19 protein-coding genes are annotated in these 19607 nt (G+C 65.1%); 12 read left to right on the top strand and 7 right to left on the bottom strand.

Going from position 1 to position 19607, the window contains the following annotated elements; all coding sequences use genetic code 11:
- The first annotated feature begins 137 nt into the window (after window positions 1-137).
- The 4 genes from LC060_RS17860 to LC060_RS17845 all read left to right on the top strand — a co-directional run bounded on the left by LC060_RS17860 (window position 138) and on the right by LC060_RS17845 (window position 5135).
- A complete protein-coding gene (locus tag LC060_RS17860) occupies window positions 138-2906 on the top strand; it encodes a TonB-dependent receptor (RefSeq protein ID WP_226638006.1) in 2769 nt (922 codons plus the stop codon).
- A complete protein-coding gene (locus LC060_RS17855) occupies window positions 2906-4012 on the top strand; it encodes a phytase (RefSeq protein ID WP_226638004.1) in 1107 nt (368 codons plus the stop codon). Before LC060_RS17860 ends, LC060_RS17855 begins: the two co-directional genes overlap by 1 nt.
- Before the next feature lie 66 nt (window positions 4013-4078).
- Complete coding sequence (locus LC060_RS17850; protein WP_226638002.1) at window positions 4079-4702, top strand: lytic transglycosylase domain-containing protein; 624 nt, start codon at window positions 4079-4081, stop codon at window positions 4700-4702.
- Between the two features lie 100 nt (window positions 4703-4802).
- On the top strand, window positions 4803-5135 hold the full coding sequence (locus LC060_RS17845) for a DUF2322 family protein (protein WP_226638001.1): 333 nt from the start codon (window positions 4803-4805) through the stop codon (window positions 5133-5135).
- A 216-nt stretch (window positions 5136-5351) separates the two neighbouring features.
- On the opposite strand, the gene LC060_RS17840 is transcribed toward LC060_RS17845, so the two are convergent.
- A complete protein-coding gene (locus LC060_RS17840; protein ID WP_226638000.1) occupies window positions 5352-6233 on the bottom strand; it encodes a UTP--glucose-1-phosphate uridylyltransferase in 882 nt (293 codons plus the stop codon).
- A 142-nt stretch (window positions 6234-6375) separates the two neighbouring features.
- On the opposite strand from LC060_RS17840, the gene murA reads away from it, so the two are divergent.
- Together murA and LC060_RS17830 are read left to right on the top strand one after the other, a co-directional pair.
- Window positions 6376-7659: a UDP-N-acetylglucosamine 1-carboxyvinyltransferase gene (gene murA / locus LC060_RS17835; protein ID WP_226637998.1), complete on the top strand. Its 1284-nt coding sequence runs from the start codon at window positions 6376-6378 to the stop codon at window positions 7657-7659.
- 70 nt (window positions 7660-7729) lie between these two features.
- Complete coding sequence (locus LC060_RS17830) at window positions 7730-7927, top strand: hypothetical protein (protein WP_226637996.1); 198 nt, start codon at window positions 7730-7732, stop codon at window positions 7925-7927.
- Between the two features lie 239 nt (window positions 7928-8166).
- Here the strand turns inward: LC060_RS17830 and LC060_RS17825 are convergent, their stop codons facing one another.
- The gene (locus tag LC060_RS17825) at window positions 8167-8421 is read right to left on the bottom strand and encodes a ribbon-helix-helix domain-containing protein (RefSeq protein ID WP_226638238.1); all 255 of its coding nucleotides are present in this window, start codon (window positions 8419-8421) and stop codon (window positions 8167-8169) included.
- Between the two features lie 123 nt (window positions 8422-8544).
- On the opposite strand from LC060_RS17825, the gene LC060_RS17820 reads away from it, so the two are divergent.
- A complete protein-coding gene (locus LC060_RS17820; protein ID WP_226637994.1) occupies window positions 8545-9318 on the top strand; it encodes a helix-turn-helix domain-containing protein in 774 nt (257 codons plus the stop codon).
- 118 nt (window positions 9319-9436) lie between these two features.
- Here the strand turns inward: LC060_RS17820 and phbB are convergent, their stop codons facing one another.
- Both phbB and LC060_RS17810 read right to left on the bottom strand, forming a co-directional pair.
- The gene (gene phbB, locus LC060_RS17815; protein ID WP_226637992.1) at window positions 9437-10159 is read right to left on the bottom strand and encodes an acetoacetyl-CoA reductase; all 723 of its coding nucleotides are present in this window, start codon (window positions 10157-10159) and stop codon (window positions 9437-9439) included.
- 189 nt (window positions 10160-10348) lie between these two features.
- Window positions 10349-11194 (bottom strand): hypothetical protein, encoded by an 846-nt coding sequence (locus LC060_RS17810; protein ID WP_226637990.1) that lies wholly within the window; start codon window positions 11192-11194, stop codon window positions 10349-10351.
- A gap of 303 nt (window positions 11195-11497) precedes the next feature.
- On the opposite strand from LC060_RS17810, the gene LC060_RS17805 reads away from it, so the two are divergent.
- The 5 genes from LC060_RS17805 to LC060_RS17785 all read left to right on the top strand — a co-directional run bounded on the left by LC060_RS17805 (window position 11498) and on the right by LC060_RS17785 (window position 17680).
- Entirely contained in the window at window positions 11498-11965 is a 468-nt protein-coding gene (locus LC060_RS17805; RefSeq protein ID WP_226637988.1) for a DUF3576 domain-containing protein, read from the top strand.
- 110 nt (window positions 11966-12075) lie between these two features.
- Window positions 12076-14589, top strand: a complete 2514-nt coding sequence (gene leuS / locus LC060_RS17800; protein WP_226637987.1) for a leucine--tRNA ligase — start codon at window positions 12076-12078, stop codon at window positions 14587-14589.
- Window positions 14586-15095 (top strand): LPS assembly lipoprotein LptE, encoded by a 510-nt coding sequence (gene lptE, locus LC060_RS17795; protein ID WP_039390055.1) that lies wholly within the window; start codon window positions 14586-14588, stop codon window positions 15093-15095. The genes leuS and lptE overlap by 4 nt, the downstream gene beginning before the upstream one ends.
- A gap of 6 nt (window positions 15096-15101) precedes the next feature.
- Window positions 15102-16157 (top strand): DNA polymerase III subunit delta, encoded by a 1056-nt coding sequence (gene holA / locus LC060_RS17790; protein ID WP_226637985.1) that lies wholly within the window; start codon window positions 15102-15104, stop codon window positions 16155-16157.
- 122 nt (window positions 16158-16279) lie between these two features.
- A complete protein-coding gene (locus LC060_RS17785; protein WP_226637983.1) occupies window positions 16280-17680 on the top strand; it encodes a sugar transferase in 1401 nt (466 codons plus the stop codon).
- A gap of 97 nt (window positions 17681-17777) precedes the next feature.
- On the opposite strand, the gene LC060_RS17780 is transcribed toward LC060_RS17785, so the two are convergent.
- From LC060_RS17780 to LC060_RS17770, 3 genes are read right to left on the bottom strand one after another with little or no spacing between them, the layout of a single operon-like run.
- Window positions 17778-18299, bottom strand: a complete 522-nt coding sequence (locus LC060_RS17780; RefSeq protein WP_226637981.1) for an LptA/OstA family protein — start codon at window positions 18297-18299, stop codon at window positions 17778-17780.
- Complete coding sequence (locus LC060_RS17775; RefSeq protein WP_226637979.1) at window positions 18296-18946, bottom strand: LPS export ABC transporter periplasmic protein LptC; 651 nt, start codon at window positions 18944-18946, stop codon at window positions 18296-18298. Before LC060_RS17775 ends, LC060_RS17780 begins: the two co-directional genes overlap by 4 nt.
- A gap of 21 nt (window positions 18947-18967) precedes the next feature.
- Entirely contained in the window at window positions 18968-19591 is a 624-nt protein-coding gene (locus LC060_RS17770) for a ribonuclease D (RefSeq protein ID WP_213499809.1), read from the bottom strand.
- Window positions 19592-19607: the final 16 nt, after the last annotated feature.

Here is a 19607-nt window from a genome sequence, read left to right as displayed (position 1 = left end):
TTCCCGCAGGTTGCTGTCATGCGAGCGTGTCGCACCTGTCATGGAACTGACAGAATAACAGCATTTGCCTGTCATATTACGCACCTAGGGGGCCCTTCAAACACGTTTGATCAGGGTACACAGGGGCTCTCTTCCTTATGAAAAATTCCGTCCGCATTCTTGCAGGGCTGCTCGCCACCGCCGCATTCCCGGCCATGGCCCACGCCGGCGAGGTCGCCGGTCATGTCTCGGACGCCACGGGCACCCGCGCGCTGCAGTCGGCAAGCGTGCGCATTGTCGAGCTCAACCGCATTGTCGAGACGAGCCGGGATGGCAGCTACATCTTCGGCGACGTGCCCGCCGGTGACTACACTCTCGAGGTGACCTACGTCGGCGCGATCGTCGAGACCCAGACCGTCTCGGTCCCCGCCACTGGCCGTGTCGAGGGCAACTTCGCGCTTGCCGGCATCGGCGGTGAGGCGATCCTGGTCGTGGGTCAGACCGCGAACCTGGCAAGCTCGCTCTCGCGCCAGAAGGCGGCGGACGGGGTCTCCTCGGTGCTGACGCGCGACGCCATCGGCCAGTTCCCTGACCAGAACGTCGCGGAATCGCTGCGCCGCCTGCCTGGCGTCAACATTCTCAACGACCAGGGCGAGGGCCGCTACGTCTCGGTTCGCGGCCTTGATCCCGATCTCAACTCGACCTCGCTCAACGGCGTGCGCGTGCCTGCGCCCGAATCCGATTCGCGCGGCGTCGCGCTGGACGTCGTCTCCTCCGACCTCATCGAATCGGTCACCATCAAGAAGTCGCTGACCCCGGACATGGATGCCGACACCATCGGTGCCTCGATCGAGATCAAGACCACCAGCGCCTTTGACCTCAAGAAGCCGACGTTCACCCTCACCGCCGAGGGCAGCTACAACGACTATTCGGACGCGGTCACGCCCAAGGGCGCGTTCAGCTTTTCGGCGCCCATCGGCGACAGCTTCGGTATCTCGGGCGGTGTGAGCTACTACGAGCGCAAGTTCGAGACCGACAACGTCGAATCCGATTTCTGGGCCGACGACGATGGCGTCCCCTACAGCGAGACGCTGGAATACCGCGACTATGACGTGAAGCGTAAGCGCCTCAACGCCAACCTCAACTTCGACTGGCGCGTGTCCGACACCACCACGGCCTACATCAAGGGCGTGTGGAGCCAGTTCGACGACCACGAATACCGCAACCGCACCACCTTCGAGTTCGACGAAGCGCCCAGCGCCTTCGGTGCGAACGGCCCGAGCTTCAGCGACGAGGACGGCGAGATCGCCATCGAGCGCGACCTCAAGGACCGTTTCGAGCGCCAGCGCATCCGCACCGTTGCCGTGGGCAGCGACACCGACACCGGCACCTGGAAGTTCAACTGGGTCGCCAGCTGGTCGAAGTCGACCGAACTGGAAGACAACTCGGTCGACCCGATCCGCTTCGCACGCGACTTCGACGGCGATGGCCTGACCATTGACTGGGACTACTCCGATCCGCGCGTGCCGACCTACACCGCCTCGAGCGGCGCGGCGATGCTCAACGATCCGGCCTCCTACGAGTTCGACAAGATCGACCACACCACCTTGTCGGACAGCCAGGACGAGGAATGGGCGATCAAGGCGGACCTTGCGCGCACCTTCGCGATGGGCACCGGCGACCTGACGCTGCAGGCGGGCGGCAAGGCCCGCTGGCGCAAGAAGTCCTATGATTTCAACGTCACCACCTACGAAGCGGGTGACATCGACTACACCATGGAGGACTGGACGGGCGAGCAGACGTACCGCCTTGCTGACATCAGCCTGGGCCCGGTCAGCTACAAGGGTGCGGGCAAGGACTTCCTCGCGCAGTACGGCGATACGCTCGAAGTTCAGGCGTACAGCTCGGCCTACGATTCGGCGGTCGACGACTACAGCGTCAAGGAAGACATCTACGCCGGTTACGCTCTTGCCCGCTGGGACTCGAGCGACCTTCGCGTGGTGGGCGGCGTGCGCATGGAGCACACCGAGAACCAGCTCGACGGCAACATCGTCACCGACGATGAGGACAACTTCGAGCTGCCCCCGATCGAGGCCGTGCGCTATGATCGCAGCTACACCGACTGGCTGCCCAGCCTGACCGTGCGCTATTCGCCGCAGGACAACATCGTGGCGCGCGTCGCGGGCTCCAAGAGCCTGGTGCGTCCCAAGTTCTCGCAGCTGGCACCGCGCAACACCGTCAACGAGGACAACGAGGCCGAATTCGGCAACCCCGAGCTGCTGCCCTTCATGTCCTGGAACTTCGATGCGGGCGTGGAGTACTACTTCTCCTCGAACGGCGCGCTGACCTTCAACGGCTTCTACAAGTCGATCGAGAACTACACCTACACGCAGACCTTCGACGACTACACCTACGAGGGCCGCACTTACGATGAGTTCCGCACCGCGCTGAACGGCGAGACTGCCGAGATCGTGGGCTTCGAGGCCAGCTACAGCCAGGCCTTCTCGATGCTGCCCGCGCCCTTCGACGGCCTGCTGACCCAACTCAACTACACCTACACCCATTCCAAGGGCGAGCTGGCCGATGGCCGTTCGATCTCGCTGCCGAGCACCTCGAAGAACACCTTCAACGCGGTGCTGGGCTACCAGAAGGGCCCGCTCAACCTGCGCTTCTCGGGCACCTACCGCGACCGCTACCTCGATGAGGTGGGCGACGACGTGACCGAGGATCGCTACGTCGACAACCACTTCCAGCTCGACTTCTCGGGCAAGGTGCGCGTCACCGAGAACGTGCGTCTCACGCTCGACGTCATCAACATCAACAACGCCAAGTACTTCGCCTACCAGAACCTCGCCGGCGCGCAGCGTCTGCTGCAGTTCGAGAAGTATGGCCCCACGGTGAAGTTCGGTGCACGGGTGAACTTCTGATGAAAACATCTTTCACGAATCTCAGCATGATCGTGAAGCAGGGGTCGGGCGCATTGCTCCCGGCCCTTCTGCTTGGCGCCTGCGCGACCACGCCCGAGGAACCGGCCGTGCGGCTACCCGCCGTCGAGGTGCCTGCAAGCGGTGAGACGAAGCCGGTGGGCACGGTCAACGACGATGCCGCCGATGACCCGGCCATCTGGCGCAACCGGGCCGATCCGGCCGCAAGCCTGGTGCTGGGCACGGACAAGAAGGCGGGTCTCTACGTCTATGGCCTGGACGGCGAGGTGCGCGATTTTGCCGCTGCGGGCCGTCTCAACAACGTGGACCTGCGCGAAGTAACTCTGGCCAGCGGGCAGACGGCGGTGCTGGTCGCGGCGAGCGACCGGGGCGATGAGGCCGAGCCGCGCATTGCGCTGTTCTGGCTCGACACAGCGACCGGCAAGCTTCGCGACCTGGGGACGCAGACTTTCCTCTCGGAAGGGCACCGCGCGATGGAGGCCTATGGCTTCTGCATGGGCGCTCCGCTGGGCGAGGGGGAACTGGCCCGCGCCTACGTTGTGATGAAGGACGGGACCGTGGCCGAGAGCGCGCTCACCGAGGTGGATGGCGCCGTCCATGCGGCCTTCACGCGCGATGTCAAGGTTGCGACGCAGGCCGAGGGCTGCGTGATCGACGATGCCACCCACACACTCTACCTTGCCGAGGAAGACGTGGGGATTTGGCAGGTTGACCTGAGTGCGGCCACGCTCGCACCTGAGGCGCTGGCGAAGGTCGGGGCCAAGGACGGTCTTGTCGACGATGTCGAGGGTCTCGCGCTGGCGCGCGGCGAGGACGGTAAGGCCTGGCTGCTGGCATCCAGCCAGGGCGACAGCGCCTATGCGGTCTTCACGCTTCCGGGTGGCGCTTACGCAGGGCGCTTCCGCATCAATGGCGGCGATCTTGGCGGCACCAGCGAGACCGACGGGATCGAAGTTGCCCTGGGTGATTTCGGCCCGAAGTATCCGGGCGGCGTGTTCATGGCGCAGGACGGCGACAACGCGCCCTATGCCCAGAACTTCAAGCTGGTCGCCTGGGACGCCATTCGCGCAGCCTTGAAGCTCGACTGACGGCGCGCGGCGGGTGGGCTGCGAAGAGCCTGTCCGCCGCCGCGTTTCTGGAGTAAGGAACAGGGTATGAAACACGGGTGGGCACGGCATCGCGTCGAGCGATTCGCGCTGGTGGCAGGTGCCGCCGGTCTTGCCGTGTTCGCTTCGTTTCCCGCCCAGGCCGACGTGCTCGAAATCGGGCAGTCGGGCGCGCAGTGGGTGGCAGGTGGCCCGCAGCCGAACGCCGAGCCGGAGCTGGCCCTGGACGAGGGCGCGCTCGCCATCGATCAGGCTTCGCTTACGCAGGCGCTCGATGCGGCCGGGCCTGAACGCTGGCGTGCGCATGTCGCGCAGCTCGCGGCCAAGTACGATATCAGCCCTGCGCTTCTGGAAGCTGTGGTCTGGCAGGAAAGCCGCTGGAACGAGGGTGCCCGCTCGCACGCGGGTGCGCGCGGTCTGGCCCAGCTCATGCCGGGGACCGCACAGCAGATGGGCGTTGATGCCGACAACCCGCACGCGAACCTGGAGGGCGGCGCACGCTATCTGCGTGAGCAGCTCGACACCTTTGGCGGGGATATCGAGAAGGCGCTTGCGGCCTACAACGCAGGGCCCCGGCGGGTGGCGCAGGCGGGCGGCATTCCCCGTATCCGCGAGACGCAGGCCTACGTCGCCGCGATCATGGGGCGCCTCGCCGATCCGGTTCGCAAGTAACCGTCTGGCGCGAAGGGTGCCGGCAAGGATGGTCGGCGGGGCAGGGCACTGCTACGGGCGCGGCCTTGAACCCTGACGAATTCTTGCGGAAAGGCCGCCGATGATTACCCCCACCGACACCTTCAAGGACAACCTTGCCCAGCTTCCCTCGATCGACGGCGTGGAGCGCATCGACTTCGTCGACGGGACCGGGGCCGTGCTCGACACGATCCCGAACGCACCGGGTAAGAAGGGCTCGCTGGCGCTCTACCAGTACCTGCAGCAGGAATTCGGCACGCTCGATGCCAAGGCCGCGGACCATGGCCTCGCCATCTTCGCCGAGATGGTCGAAGACGCGCGGGCCAATCCGGGCGCGCACCCGAACATCGACCGCCTCGTCGCCATCGTCAACGGCGCCGCGCCGCTGGGTATCGAGGTCATTCCTGTTTCGTAACGAAGCGAAAAGGAAAGTTCTATTTCAAGGGGCCATTGCCCATTGACCCCAAAATCGGCGACCTCACCTTTCTCAGCCAGCTGGGCGAGCGAAAGGTGAGGTCGCCAGTTTGGGGAGCCCGAGGGCGATGGCCCTCGGATATCTCTTTCTGCCAACTCAAAAAAGGGGCGCTGTTCGTGTGAACAGCGCCCCTTTTTGCAGCAATATCCGGGACAATCAGCCCAGGATGCGCTTGGCCATCGCGCGCACGTCCTCGCCCATGTCCTCGCGGTCGAGGGCGATCGAGAGCGTGGCTTCGACGAAGCCCAGCTTCGAGCCGCAGTCGAAGCGCTGGCCCTCGAAGGTGACGGCGTGGAAGGGCTGGGTGTCGATCAGCTTGGCCATCGAGTCGGTCAGCTGGATCTCGCCGCCTGCACCCTTGTCCTGGCTGGCGAGCAGGCCCATGACTTCGGGCTGGAGGATGTAGCGGCCCGAAACGATCTTGTTGGAGGGCGCTTCTTCCACCTTGGGCTTCTCGACGAGGCCCTTCACTTCGGTCAGCTTGCCATTCACCGCACCGGGCTTGATGACGCCATAGCTGGAAACTTCGTTCTCGGGCACTTCCAGGACCGAGACCAGGTTGCCGCCGACCTCGTTGTAGGCCTCGATCATCTGGGCCATGCAGCCTGGCGAGCCGTACATGAGTTCGTCAGGCAGGAAGATCGCGAAGGGTTCATCGCCAGTGACTGCACGGGCGCACCAGACCGCGTGGCCCAGGCCCAGCGGCACCTGCTGGCGCACGGTCACGAGGTTGCCCGGCTTCATGCGCGTGGGCTCGAGCGGAGCAAGTGACTTGCCGCGACCGCTCATCGTGGCTTCGAGTTCATAGGCCGTATCGAAGTGCTCGACGATCGCGGTCTTGCCGCGGCCAGTCACGAATACGAATTCCTCGATACCCGCTTCGCGCGCTTCGTCGACCGCATACTGAATGAGCGGGCGGTCTACGACGGGGAGAAGTTCTTTCGGAATGGCTTTAGTTGCGGGGAGGAAGCGGGTTCCAAGTCCGGCCACCGGGAATACGGCTTTGCGGACAGGCTTTCGGAAGTTGTTGGTAGTCATGGACCTCGCAGTACCCTTCAGATGTTGCAATGCAATTAAAGCGTTTTCGGTGTTGCAGTGCAACCAAGCCATTCCACAAACACATTAGCTTGCCAATGGTTGCGCGCTTGCTGGCGCGCCAAATCACGCTAAATGGGTGGGGATGGACAAGATCGTTATTCAAGGCGGCAAACGCCTTTCCGGCACTATTCCCGTTTCCGGCGCAAAGAACGCAGCGCTCACGCTGCTGCCCTGCGCGCTCCTGACCGAGGAGCCGCTGACGCTGCGCAATCTGCCGCGTCTTGCGGACATCGACGGCTTCCAGCACCTGATGAACCAGTTCGGCATCTCAACGGCCATCGCGGGCTCGCGGCCGGAGGACTTCGGCCGGGTGATGACCCTGCAGGCGACCCGCATCACCAGCACGGTCGCGCCCTACGATCTGGTGCGCAAGATGCGCGCCTCGATTCTGGTGCTGGGTCCGATGCTGGCGCGCATGGGCGAGGCGACTGTCTCGCTGCCCGGCGGCTGCGCCATCGGCAACCGCCCGATCGACCTGCATTTGAAGGCGCTCGAGGCGCTGGGCGCGCAGATCGAGATGGCGGCGGGCTACGTGAAGGCGATTGCGCCCGATGGCGGCCTTCCCGGCGGACGCTTCTCGTTCCCCGTGGTCTCGGTCGGTGCGACCGAGAACGCGCTGATGGCCGCGGTCCTGTGCAAGGGCAAGTCGACGCTCCACAACGCCGCGCGCGAGCCGGAGATCGTCGACCTGTGCAACCTGCTGACCGCCATGGGTGCCCGGATCGAGGGCATTGGCACTTCGGATCTCACCATCCATGGCGTGCCGCGCCTGCACGGGGCGACCTACATGGTCATGCCTGACCGCATCGAGGCGGGGTCCTATGCCTGCGCTGCGGCGATCACGGGCGGCGAGGTTCTTCTCAAGGGCGCGCGGATCGAGGACATGGAAGCAACCGTGCAGGCGCTGCGCGATGCAGGCGTGCTCGTCGAGCCGCGCGAGGACGGCCTCTATGTTGCGGCCAATGGCCCCTTGCGTCCGGTCACGCTCTCGACCGCGCCGTTCCCGGGCTTTGCCACCGACATGCAGGCGCAGCTCATGGCACTCCTGTGCAAGGCGGAAGGCTCCAGCGTTCTGACCGAGACGATCTTCGAGAACCGCTACATGCACGTGCCAGAGCTCAACCGCATGAGCGCGCATATCGAGACAAAGGGCCGCACCGCCATCGTCCATGGCGTCGAGACGCTGACCGGCGCCGAGGTCATGGCGACGGACCTGCGCGCCTCAATGAGTCTTGTCATCGCCGGGCTCGCCGCCGAGGGCGAGACACAGGTGCACCGCCTCTACCACCTCGACCGCGGCTACGAGCGTCTGGAAGAGAAACTGGCACTGCTCGGCGCACAGATCGAACGTATCGGCGCCGATTGAGGAACCGCACGGGCCCCTTGTGCATTTTCCCATCAAACGCCCGCAAGGGCGCCTGAGAGGAGATTGGACAATGGGCCTTATGCGAATGGCCGCGCTCGGTGCGGCAGGCTACGCGTTCTACAAGTACACGCAGAAGGACAAGGGCGACACGCCCAAGGTCCGGGATGCAGGTGCGGCGAACATGGAAACCACGCCCAAGTCGTGGTCCAAGACCGACGAAGCGCTCGACGAGACCTTCCCGGCCAGCGACGCGGTCGCCAACTACTGATTACACGTGCATGTCCCTGATGCAGCGTACCCGAGGGGCGGAGCCGAAAGGCTGTCCGCCCCTTTCCCGTTGGGGCGTCGGAAGACGCAAAGAGAAGCAAAGCCGAATTCAAGGGGGCATCGCCCCTTGACCCCAGAACGGGCGATCTCACCCTTCTCAGCCAAGGGTGCGCGGGGAAGGTGAGCTGGACAGTTCGGGGAGCCCGAGGGCGATGGCCCTCGGATAAATCCCTAGTCTCCTCACTCTTCAAGCGGGGTCACCGAGCCAGCAAAGCGCAGCATCAACCAGACCCGGATCGCACTCGCAAGGCCAGGTGGCACTTCGGCCTGTGCGCGTTCGAGGTCGATGCGCGCGACAAGCGCGTTGATCGGCACGCGCTCTTCCTCGGCGGCCGAGACCAGCGCGTCCCAGAACACCGGTTCCAGGCTGATCGAGGTCTTGTGTCCGGCGATTTCCACCGAGCGTTTGACGGGTGGGTGAAAGGGGGAGACCATCCCCATGCAATAGGGGCTCGCCCCCGGGCCGCCTACGATTTTTTTGGGGTGCCGCGCCTGCGGGACGCTCTCTAGGCTTTGCGGGGCAAGTGATTGCGCGGACGCGTGGAGATGGATGGGATCATGGCAGAAGGGGACCTTCAGGACGGCTACGCGGCCCTCACGGAGCGAGAGAAGGAAACGCTGCGGCTGATGGCGCGCGGGCATGACGCCAAGTCTCTGGCGCGCCACTTTGAACTGTCGGTCCACACCATCCACGAGCGCCTGCGCAACGCGCGGCGCAAGATGGCGGTTTCGAGCAGCCGGGAAGCGGCCCGTCTGCTCCTGGATCGCGAGGAAGGGCTGGGCGCGAACTCGACCCCCAAATTGCAAGGGGACACGGAAATGGGGGCTGCGCTCTACCCGGATCGCACGGCAGATCGGGGGGAGCCGAAACGCGCTTCGAAGACCCGGCTCCTTCTGGTCTGGGCGCTCGGCGGAGTCCTTGTCATGTCGCTTGCCCTCGTTGCCGCTCTCCTGATGCAGAGCCCGTCCGCTTCGCCCCCGTCCGTACCCGAGGCTCAAGGCGTGGAGAGCGCGTCGGTCGCTTCGGCGCGTGCCTGGCTGCGCCTTGTCGACGAGGGAGAATGGCAGAAAAGCTGGGCCGAAACCGGAGAGGCCTTTCAGGCCCAGAATACGGCCGCGCGCTGGGCAAGCCTGGCTGCGCAGGTGCGCCCGCCGCTTGGCGAGGTCGTCACCCGGCGCCTGCTGGGCGAAGAAGCCGTGCCCGGCCCGCCGAGCGGGCTCAAGGTCGTCAAGTTCCAGAGCGAGTTCGCCAACAAGGCGAACGTCATCGAGACTGTCTCGCTCAGCCCGGAAGGCGGACGTTGGAAGGTGGTCGGCTACTGGATGTCTTGAAGCCAGGTTGGAAAGAGAGGGTTTCCGAGGGCCATCGCCCTCGGGCTCCCCACCCCGTCTACCTCACCTTTCGCACGCCGCCTTGGCCGAGAAAGGTGAGGTCGCCCGTCCTGGTGTCTTAGTACATGTGCTGGCCGCCGTTGATCGACAGCGTCGAGCCGGTCACGAACTCGGCGTTTTCCGAGCACAGGAAAGCGACGCCGCGGGCGATCTCGTAGGCGTGGCCGAGGCGGCCGACCGGGATCTTGGCGACGATCTTTTCCAGCACCGGCGCGGGCACGGCCGCGACCATGTCGGTGTCGATGTAGCCCGGCGCAATCGCGTTGACGGTGACGCCGTACTTGGCGCCTTCCTGGGCCAGCGCCTTGGTGAAGCCGTGGATGCCCGACTTGGCCGCGGCGTAGTTGACCTGGCCGTACTGGCCAGCCTGGCCGTTGATCGAGCCGATGTTGACGATGCGGCCCCACTTGCGCTCGCGCATGCCGGGGAAGGTGGCCTTGGCCATGTTGAAGCACCCGCCGAGGTTGATGCGCATCACCTCGTTCCAGTCCTCGAAGCTCATCTTGTGGAGCACGCCGTCGCGGGTGATACCCGCGTTGTTGACGACGATGTCGACCGGACCGACTTCCTCGGCGACCTTGGCCACGCCTTCGAGCGTCGCTTCGTGGTCGCCCACGTCCCACTTGTAGGCGGGAATACCCGTTTTGTCGGTAAAGGCCTTGGCCTTTTCATCGTTGCCTGCGTAGCTCGCAACAACCTTGTGGCCCCTGTCCTGCAGAGCCAGGGAAATAGCCTCTCCGATACCGCGGGTGCCGCCAGTAACAATCGCAACGCGTGCCATATTCAGCCTTTCGCTTTCGTGTGCATCCACTAAGCACATTGCTAAGAAAGGAATATGAATGCGGCAAGCTCAGTGTGGCGATATTTGCATTCGCCCTGGCGAATTAAGGGTGCGACAAGTGCAACTGCGCTTGCGTGCCTGCGAATTACAGGCACCTGGCGGCCACATTTCAACAATTTAGCAATAGTGTCAGAAGCTGAACTGGGTTCCGACATAGACCGCCTGGCTGTCCTGACGGCCATCGGTGAGCGGCTGCAGGCGTTCACGGTCCTGCGAATAGCGCACGCCCGCCGTCACGTTGAGGTTCTTGGCCACGCGGTAGGCGCCGCCCAGATCCACTTCGCCCTCGATCCCCGCGAAGGTGCGCGGAGCGCGCCCCGCCGCACGCTTTTCGTCGATCGAGATGCGGGGGGTGAAGCGCGATTCCTTTTCCTCCTTGGTGCCCGGCGACAGGCTGTAGGACTGAAGGTCGGGGAGGGCGGCCACGGAGCGCTTCTCCGAAGGCTTCACGAGGTCCTGCGCAAAGTTCTGGTACCCGCGCGACATGCCCAGGCTGAACGAGCTGGCAGCGATCTGCGGGTTGGCGGCTGTGCGCGGGCTCTCCGCCTTGGGCGCTTGATAGCGTCCGCGCACGATGATCGCCTTGGCCGCGACCGGATCGTCGCGCACGACCACCAGCACAGAGCGTTCGGGGCGATGCGGGGTGCCGGCCGGGGTGAAGGCGAATTCGCCGCCCTTGGCGAGCGAGCGCATGGCGACGGCGCGCGAGAGCGTTTCGCCCGAGGCCTGCGATTCGAGCGAACCCAGGCTTTCGCCTTGCGGATCCTCGCCATGGAACGACGCGGAAAACGCCATGACCGCGCTGGGCAGCGCGAGCAGACCGACCGATCCTGCCAGCAGGGCGCCTGCCCGCACACCACCGCGCGAAGCGGCCGGGGCTTCTGTCGGGAGGGCAGGGGTCTGGGCGGTCACGTCGAAGCACTCCCTTGAGGTGGCCAGCGCACTGGCCAGGATCATGGCGTCTTGGTCTTGCACGATTCTTCTTAACACAGTCTGAGCCGGAAGGGAAAATGGGGATCGCACCGGCGTGGCTCAAGAGGGAGGCCGGGGTGGAGGACAGGCCACCATTCATCGCGGGTTTACCTGCCAGCGGCTCTACAGGGCGCCAGATCCAAGCCCGCGCACGGCCTGGGCTGTCCCGTTTGCGGGAGCATCAAAGGCAAGGGCGCTCTTGCTCCGAGGCAATGGCGGTTATAGAGGCAATGCAACATGTCGGGGACCGCAGGGCCAACCTCTGGGCCGATCCCTGCCGACACAGACCAGGAACCGGGAAGTAAAATGACAGGCAGCACTGAATTCGGCCTTTTCGCCCCGCGCAAGAGGATGACCGCCGCGGTATGCGTGGTCGCGGCCCTCGCGCTGGCCGGCTGTGGCGGCAAGAAGAATGACGTGTCGGGCGCGCTGGCGCCCTCGCATGTCACCACCATTGGCGTGAACAGCTACCTGTGGCGCGCGAGCCTCGATGCGCTCTCGTTCATGCCGCTGGTCCAGTCCGACAGCAATGGCGGCGTGATCATCACCGACTGGTACGTGAACCCGGACAAGCCGAGCGAGCGCGTGAAGGTTTCGGTCACCATCCTCGATCAGGACCTGCGCGCCGATGCGCTGCGCGTCTCGGCCGCCCGCCAGGTCCGCGAAGGCGACGCCTGGGTGGGGGCTCCGGTCCAGGCCGCGACCGTCCAGAAGCTGGAAAACGTGATCCTGACCCGTGCGCGCGACCTGCGCCGCGATTCGGTCGGCGGCTGATCCGGCCCTTACGCCGACCCAACCCGAATTTCGAAAGGTCCCCTGCGTGGGGACCTCCACCATGAAAGAACGCAAGGGCCGCAAGGGTCCTTGCAGGAGACCAGACTGAAATGACCGAGCGGTTCGACCCGGCGCAGGCGGATGTCCGCTGGCAGGCAGCGTGGGACGAAGCCCAGTGCTTCAAGGCGGACGACACCTCGACGAAGCCGCGCAGCTACGTCCTGGAGATGTTCCCCTATCCTTCGGGCCGCATCCATATCGGTCACGTGCGCAACTACACGATGGGCGACGTCCTTGCGCGCTACAAGCGCATGCGCGGGCATGAGGTGCTCCACCCGATGGGCTGGGACGCCTTCGGCATGCCGGCCGAGAACGCGGCGATGGAAAAGGGCGTCCATCCGGGCGGCTGGACGCGCGACAACATCGCCAACATGAAGGCGCAGTTGAAGCGTCTGGGCTTCGCGCTCGACTGGTCGCGCGAACTCGCCACCTGCGAGCCCGACTACTACGGCCACGAGCAGGCGCTGTTCCTCGACATGTACGCGCATGGCCTTGTCTACCGCAAGGAATCGGCGGTGAACTGGGATCCGGTCGACATGACCGTGCTCGCCAACGAGCAGGTCATCGACGGGCGCGGCTGGCGCTCGGGCGCGCTGGTCGAGAAGCGCAAGCTGAACCAGTGGTTCCTCAAGATCACCGACTTTGCCGACGAACTGCTCGAAGGGCTGGGCAGCCTCGACAAGTGGCCTGAAAAGGTCCGCACGATGCAGGAAAACTGGATCGGCAAGAGCCAAGGCCTGCAGTTTAGCTTCGACCTTTCGGATGGTGGCAGCGTCGAAGTCTACTCGACCCGCCCCGATACAATCTTCGGCGCGAGCTTCGTGGCCGTCGCCGCCGATCACCCGATTGCGCAGGGTGTGGCGAAGGACAGTGCCGAGGCGCAGGAGTTCATTGCCGAGTGCAAGCGCGGCGGCACCACCGCAGCCGAACTCGAAACCGCCGAAAAGCTGGGCTTCGATACGGGCATTACCGCGAAGCACCCCTTCACCGGCGCAGACCTCCCAGTCTTCATCGCCAACTTCGTGCTGATGGATTACGGCACCGGCGCGGTCATGGCGGTTCCGGGCCACGACCAGCGCGACTTCGAGTTCGCGACCAAGTACGAGCTCCCCATCCTGCGCGTCGTCGCGGCCAAGGCCGAAGATGCCGACGCACCCTTCGCAGGCGAGGCGGAAGCCGGAGATGGCGTGCTCGTCCACTCTGATTTCCTGAACGGCATGAGCGTGGCCGAGGCCAAGGCCGAAGTCATCCGCCGCGCTCAGGACGGCGGCTGGGGTGAAGGCAAGACGGTGTGGCGCCTGCGCGACTGGGGCATTTCGCGCCAGCGCTATTGGGGCACCCCCATTCCCTTCATCCACTGTGAGGTCTGCGGCGTGGTGCCGGTGCCCAAGAAGCACCTGCCCGTCACGCTCCCCGAGGACGTCGATTTCCAGACGCCCGGCAATCCGCTTGAACGGCACCCGACCTGGAAGCACGTCGACTGCCCGCAGTGCGGCCATGCCGCGCGCCGTGAGACCGACACGCTCGACACCTTTGCCGACAGCTCGTGGTACTTCCTGCGCTTTGCCAGCCAGCCCGGCGACAAGCCTTTCGACAAGGAGGCCATCGCCAAGTGGCTGCCGGTCGAACAGTACATCGGCGGCATCGAGCACGCGATCCTGCACTTGCTCTACGCCCGCTTCTGGACTCGCGCGCTGGCCCGCATCGGCCTTGTCGACGTGAAGGAGCCGTTTGCGAGCCTGTTCACGCAAGGCATGGTCACGCACGAGGTCTACTCGCGCAAGGAAGGCGGACGCGATGTCTTCTTTGCGCCCTCCGAGATCACGCGCACGGCCGATGGCGCCACCTTGAAGGCCGACGGTTCGGCGATCGAGGTCGGCAAGGTCATCAAGATGTCCAAGTCGAAGAAGAACGTGGTCGATCCCGATGAGATCGTCGCGACCTACGGCGCGGACGCGATCCGCTGGTTCATGCTGTCCGACAGCCCGCCCGAGCGCGACCTGCCCTGGTCGGAAGCCGGAATCGAGGGCTGTGCGCGCTTCGTGCAGCGCCTGTGGAGGCTCTTTGCGCAGTTCGATGCTTCGGCTGAGGGTGAGGACAAGGCGCTCGACCGCAAGTTGCACCAGACGATTGCGGCGGTGGCCGAGGACATCGAATCGCTGGGCTTCAACAAGGCCGTTGCGCGCATCTACGAGCTGACCGGCGCGGTCGAGAAGGCCAAGCCTTCGGCAAGCCGCTCCACCGCGATCCGCGAATTGCTGCTGCTCATCGCGCCAATGATGCCGCACCTGGCGGAAGAAGCCTACGCCACCTTTGGCAAGGGTCTCGTCGCCGAGGCGCTGTGGCCCGAAGTCGACCCGGCGCTGCTGGTCGAGGACGAGGTGACCATCGCGGTCCAGGTCAAGGGCAAGCTGCGTGACACGCTAACGGTTGCCAAGGGCGCGTCGAAGGAAGACCTCGAGGCGCTTGCGCTGGCCAGCGAGAAGGTCCAGCGTGCGATTGATGGCGCTGAAATTCGCAAGGTAATCGTCGTGCCCGATCGTCTGGTCAATATCGTCGCGTGAGGTCCCTTCGCGCCTTTGCGGCCGCGCTTGCGCTGGCCGTTCCGCTGGCTGGATGTGGCCTCTCGCCGATGTACGCGGGCGGTGGCAGCGGCGAGGTCGCGCGCGGCCTCTCCGACATCCAGGTCGCCGCGATCGAGGGGCGCGCGGGCTGGCTCGTGCGCAACGCGCTGATCGACAAGATGGGCGAGCCGCCCGCTGGCACCACGCCGCGCTACCGGCTCGATGTGCGCCTTGATGACCAGCTCGAAGGCTTCGGTCTCCTTTCCGATGACACCATCGGGCGCGAACGGCGCACCCTGCGCGCGCGCTTCCAGCTTGTCGACACGGCCAGCGACGAGATCGTCGTCGACGCGACGGCGGGCTCGGATGCCGGTATCGACGTGGTCTCCTCCGACTACGCCACCATCGCCGCGGAACAGCGCGCGCTGGAGAACCTGGCCAAGGACGTCGCCGACCGTATCGTGACCAATCTCGCGCTGCGTCTGCGCGACGATGCACGTCCCTAAGGTCCCGTGAAGGCCACCCAGAAGGACTTCGCCTCGGTTGCGGCCCGAGTCGCGCGCGAGGCTCGGCTGTTCTTCCTGTGCGGGCCGGACGAATCGGGCGCGAGCGATGCGGCCGCGAAGATCGTCTCGCTTCTCGACGATCCGGGCGAGCGCATCGAGATGAGCGGGGCGGAACTGCGCCGCGATCCGGTGCGCCTGGGCGATGAGGCCCGCTCGACCTCGCTGTTCGGGGGCACCCGCCATATCTACGTGCGTGCGCAGGGCGACGAGGCGCACGATGCGGTCAAGACCCTCCTCGAGAACGAGGTCGAGGGCTGCCCGGTCCTGATCGTGGCGACCGGCGCGACCGACAAGTCGCGCACGGCCAAGCTGCTTTCCGGGCGCGGCGATGCGCTGGTGGGCATGTTCTATCCGCCCGATCTTGCCTCCGTGACCGCCACGGTGCGTATGCTGGCCAACGGGGCGGGGCTCAAGATGGGGAGTGAAGTTGCCCAGCGCATTGCGCGCGCGGCGGGGCTCGACACACGCCTTGCGCGCTCCGAGGTCGAAAAGCTGGCGCTCTATCTCGATGCCGTGCCCGAGGCTCCGCAGGCAGTGACGATGGAGGCCCTCGATGCGATCGGGGCCTCGACCGAGGACGATGCCTTCGGTCCGCTCGTCGACACGATTCTGGGCGGCAAGCGCGAGCTGCTCGCCTCTGAACTCAAGCGAATGCACGATCTGCAGATCAATCCGGTGGGTCTGTTGCTGGCGTTGGAGCGGCGTGTGGCCCAGCTCGCCGCGCTCAACGCGCAACTGGGGGCGAACGGCGATGTCGGTGCCCTGCTCGAATCCGAGGCAAAGGCGCGCCGCGTATTCTGGAAAGACAAACCGGCCCTGGCGCAGCAATTGCGGGTCTGGCGCGGCCCGCGTCTCGACCGTCTCGTGTCGCGTCTTGTTGCACTGCACCAGAATCTCTTGTCCAATAGTCAGGATTCAGAGCTCTTGTTGGCCGATGGTCTCGTGCGAATTGCCCGAATGGCGATAGGATCTACAAAACAACGCGTAAGCAGAACCGTCTAAGGTTTTTCGATTGCTACTTGGGGTTCATGGGGACTATACGTATTGCGCTGCAGCATTACCGTCTTCGAACTAACGCAGGGGGGCAGGGCAAGGTGAAGCTGGCTGTCGGGAGTGCCGAATCCATGAATGCGCCGTTCGCGCCACGTGCCATGCTCAATATTTCGCCGGAGCAAGGGGTTAGCCCCGTTGCGCCAGCTCTCGTGCGGCGGCGTTTGCAGTGTTATCTGGGCATCATGCTCGGCGACATGCTGGCGATCGCGATCGGTTTTGCGGTGATCGGCTGGGCGATTCATGGCCAGGTCGGCTTCGCGCGGGCGCTCGTTTATGGACAGCTGGTCCTTCCCATCTTCCTGACACTGGCCCTCTATAACGGCAGCTATTCGCTCACCACCCTGCGCAACGCCTGGTCTGGGGTGGCCCGCACGATGATGGCGATGACGCTTTCGGTGGCTGTCGCGGTCTTCGTGCAGTTCCTTATCCGTCCCTCCGGCGAACTGCCCCGTCTCGCCTTTGTCCTTGGTTCGGTCACGGCGATGATCCTGATGGCCATTTCGCGTCGCCAGATGCGGGCCCTGGTCCGCTGGCGCTGCGGCACCCAGGTGCTCAATGAACTGGTCATCGACGATGGCGGTCCCAAGGTCGATTTCCCCGGGGCCATTCGCGTTTCAGCCACCGCAATGGGGCTGCGTCCCGATCTCAAGGATCCCGATGCGCTTGACCGTTTCGGTCTGGTGCTGCGCAATATCGACCGCGTGATTGTAAGCTGTCCGGTCGGCCGCCGCGCGGAATGGGCGATGATGCTCAAGGGTGCGAACGTCGATGGTGAAGTGCTTGACGATGTCGTTGTGCGTCTCGGCGCGCAGGGGGCCCGCGTCTCGGGCCAGCATGGTCTGCTCTTGGTTTCGGCAGGGCCGCTGGGGCTGCGCGAGCGGGCGATCAAGCGCATGTTCGACCTCGCCTTCGCGGGCAGCGCCATCCTTGCGCTCTCGCCGCTTCTGATCGTGATTGCGCTGGCCGTGAAGTTCTATGACGGGGGCTCGGTGCTCTTCGTTCAGCGGCGCATGGGGCGCGGCAACCGCTTCTTCAACATGTACAAGTTTCGTTCGATGACCGAGGCCTTGTGCGATGCCGATGGCAACCAGTCGGCCTCGAAGAACGACCAGCGCATCACGCCGGTCGGCAAGTTCATCCGCAAGACCAGCATCGACGAGTTGCCCCAGCTCTTCAACGTGCTGCTGGGCGACATGAGCCTCGTTGGCCCGCGCCCGCACGCCACGGGATCGCTGGCGGGCGACAAGCTGTTCTGGGAGGTGGACCTGCGCTACTGGCAGCGGCACAGCCTCAAGCCGGGCCTGTCGGGCCTTGCGCAGGTGCGTGGCTATCGCGGCGCGACCGACAAGGAATCGGATCTCGTCAACCGCCTGCAGTCGGACCTGGAATACCTCGAAGGCTGGACGATCATGCGCGATGTGCAGATCATCTTCCTCACCTTGCGCGTGCTGGTCCACGACCGCGCGTTCTGAGCGCGCGGTGAGCCAAGCCAGGCACGAAAAAGCCCGCCCGGTCGAAGTGACCCGGCGGGCTTTTTCGTGGCCGTGTCGGCCAGGGTTTTGGTCAGGATCAGTTGGACGAGGTGGGCACGTTGAAGGTGCCCTTGACGCGTCCGCCCGAGGCCGAGGAGACGCCGGTCTTGAGATCGACCACGAAACGACCGCCGCGCAGCGTGTCGGTGCTGCCGCGCTTGAGCGAGGCGTTGCCGACCATGGTGATGATGCGCTTGTTGAAGTCGTAGACGGCAACGTCGCCGGTGGCGACTTCGTCGCGCCGGGTCACGCGCACGCCGCCGGTTGCGGTGATGCGCTGGACCTCGAGGCGCTCGGCGTTGGTGAAGTTGACCACGGTGCGAGCGGCCTTCAGCGTCAGGCCGGCCTGGCGAATGTCGACATTGCCGGTGAGCACGACGCGGTCCTCGCGGTCCTGAAGTTCGATCTTGTCGGCCGAGAAATCGACCGGTGCGTCGGTGTTGTGGCCTTCGAGGGCCTGCGCCCCGATCCGCTGGGAGGCAACAAGGCCGCCTGTTGCCAGGATCGCGAGGGCAAGGGCCGAACGCAGCGCAAGGGAGGGCAGGCGAACGGACGTCATTGGGGTATCTCCAGCTTGCTGCCGGGGGTCATCCGCAGCTTGGCATTGCCTTCAAGGGTTACGGTGCGCGCTTCGAGGTCGGCCTGCATGGTCTCGGCCTTGAAGGTGCCGCTGGGCACCCGGCCTTCGACACCGCCCGAGCCATGGGCGAGCTTGGATGCGATATCGACCGAGACGTTGTTCGCGGTCATGTGGTAGCCATCGCTCGCGGCGAAATCGACAGGGCCATCGACGTCGAGCAGGTCCTCGTCGTAGTTGTAGCGCCCGCGTGGGGCGACGATCTTGCCGGGCCCGTCGCTGAGTGCAAGCTGCGCGGCAAGGTCGAACATCTCGACAATCGGGGTGGCCGCGCTTTCCTGAACGGCCGTGCCTGCCGTGACGGTGAAGGCGCGCCCCCGGTCGTCCTTGCCGCTGTAGGCGGCGTCGTCGACCGAGAGGCGGTTTTCAGTGACCTCGACCTTGTTGCGATCAAGCAGGAAGCTGACTTCGCCGCGCGGGCTGAGCGGGACGAGGATCATCACCGCCGCAACCACACCGATCGCGGCGGGCAGGGCCTTTATCAGGAAACCCACCAGGCGGTCGTGCGAGCCGCCGGGCGCGGCCAGGTGCCGGCGGCGGTTGCGGATCTGTCTGGCTTCCTCAGACATGGGCGCGTGGTTCCTGCAGCGTCAGGCCGCTTGGTGGCTGAAAATGTCGTGGTCGGGCCACCCGGCGAGGTCGAGACGCGCGCGGGCGGGAAGGAAATCGAAGCAGGCCTGGGCCATCTCGGTACGGCCTTCGCGGGCGAGGCGCTCGACCAGGATGGTGTGCATCGCGTGGAGGTGGCGCACGTCCGAGGCCGCGTATTCCTTCTGCGGGTCGGACAGGTCCGGTGCGCCCCAATCGCTCGACTGCTGCTGCTTGGACACTTCCTTGCCGAGAAGTTCGCGCACCAGGTCCTTGAGGCCGTGGCGGTCGGTGTAGGTGCGCACCAGCTTGCTTGCGATCTTGGTGCAGAACACAGGCGCGGCCATCACGCCCATGTAGTGCTCCATCGCGGCGAGGTCGAAGCGCGCGAAGTGGTAGAGCTTGAGACGCGCAGGGTCCGCCAGCACCGCCTTCAGATTGGGCGCGGCATAGTCGCTGCCCGGTGCGAAGCGGACGAGATGCTCATCGCCTCCGCCATCGGAAATCTGGACCACGCACAGGCGGTCGCGGCGGGTGATGAGTCCCATCGTCTCGGTGTCGACGGCAACGGGCCCCGGCGCCAGGACGCCCTCGGGGAGATCTTCTTCGTGGAGATAGACAGCCATGATGCGAAAGTGCTTA

The sequence above is a fragment of the Novosphingobium profundi genome (assembly GCF_020524485.1).
Taxonomy (GTDB): Bacteria; Pseudomonadota; Alphaproteobacteria; order Sphingomonadales; family Sphingomonadaceae; genus Novosphingobium; species Novosphingobium profundi_A.
This window is presented reverse-complemented; position numbering and strand designations above follow the sequence as displayed.

Bases quoted from the DNA above. Each gene is read 5' to 3' on its own strand.
- LC060_RS17860 (WP_226638006.1), top strand. From the start codon at position 138: ATGAAAAATTCCGTCCGCATTCTTGCAGGGCTGCTCGCCACCGCCGCA.
- LC060_RS17855 (WP_226638004.1), top strand. From the start codon at position 2,906: ATGAAAACATCTTTCACGAATCTCAGCATGATCGTGAAGCAGGGGTCG.
- LC060_RS17850 (WP_226638002.1), top strand. From the start codon at position 4,079: ATGAAACACGGGTGGGCACGGCATCGCGTCGAGCGATTCGCGCTGGTG.
- LC060_RS17845 (WP_226638001.1), top strand. From the start codon at position 4,803: ATGATTACCCCCACCGACACCTTCAAGGACAACCTTGCCCAGCTTCCC.
- LC060_RS17840 (WP_226638000.1), bottom strand. From the start codon at position 6,233: ATGACTACCAACAACTTCCGAAAGCCTGTCCGCAAAGCCGTATTCCCG.
- murA (WP_226637998.1), top strand. From the start codon at position 6,376: ATGGACAAGATCGTTATTCAAGGCGGCAAACGCCTTTCCGGCACTATT.
- LC060_RS17830 (WP_226637996.1), top strand. From the start codon at position 7,730: ATGGGCCTTATGCGAATGGCCGCGCTCGGTGCGGCAGGCTACGCGTTC.
- LC060_RS17825 (WP_226638238.1), bottom strand. From the start codon at position 8,421: ATGGTCTCCCCCTTTCACCCACCCGTCAAACGCTCGGTGGAAATCGCC.
- LC060_RS17820 (WP_226637994.1), top strand. From the start codon at position 8,545: ATGGCAGAAGGGGACCTTCAGGACGGCTACGCGGCCCTCACGGAGCGA.
- phbB (WP_226637992.1), bottom strand. From the start codon at position 10,159: ATGGCACGCGTTGCGATTGTTACTGGCGGCACCCGCGGTATCGGAGAG.
- LC060_RS17805 (WP_226637988.1), top strand. From the start codon at position 11,498: ATGACAGGCAGCACTGAATTCGGCCTTTTCGCCCCGCGCAAGAGGATG.
- leuS (WP_226637987.1), top strand. From the start codon at position 12,076: ATGACCGAGCGGTTCGACCCGGCGCAGGCGGATGTCCGCTGGCAGGCA.
- LC060_RS17785 (WP_226637983.1), top strand. From the start codon at position 16,280: ATGAATGCGCCGTTCGCGCCACGTGCCATGCTCAATATTTCGCCGGAG.
- LC060_RS17780 (WP_226637981.1), bottom strand. From the start codon at position 18,299: ATGACGTCCGTTCGCCTGCCCTCCCTTGCGCTGCGTTCGGCCCTTGCC.
- LC060_RS17775 (WP_226637979.1), bottom strand. From the start codon at position 18,946: ATGTCTGAGGAAGCCAGACAGATCCGCAACCGCCGCCGGCACCTGGCC.
- LC060_RS17770 (WP_213499809.1), bottom strand. From the start codon at position 19,591: ATGGCTGTCTATCTCCACGAAGAAGATCTCCCCGAGGGCGTCCTGGCG.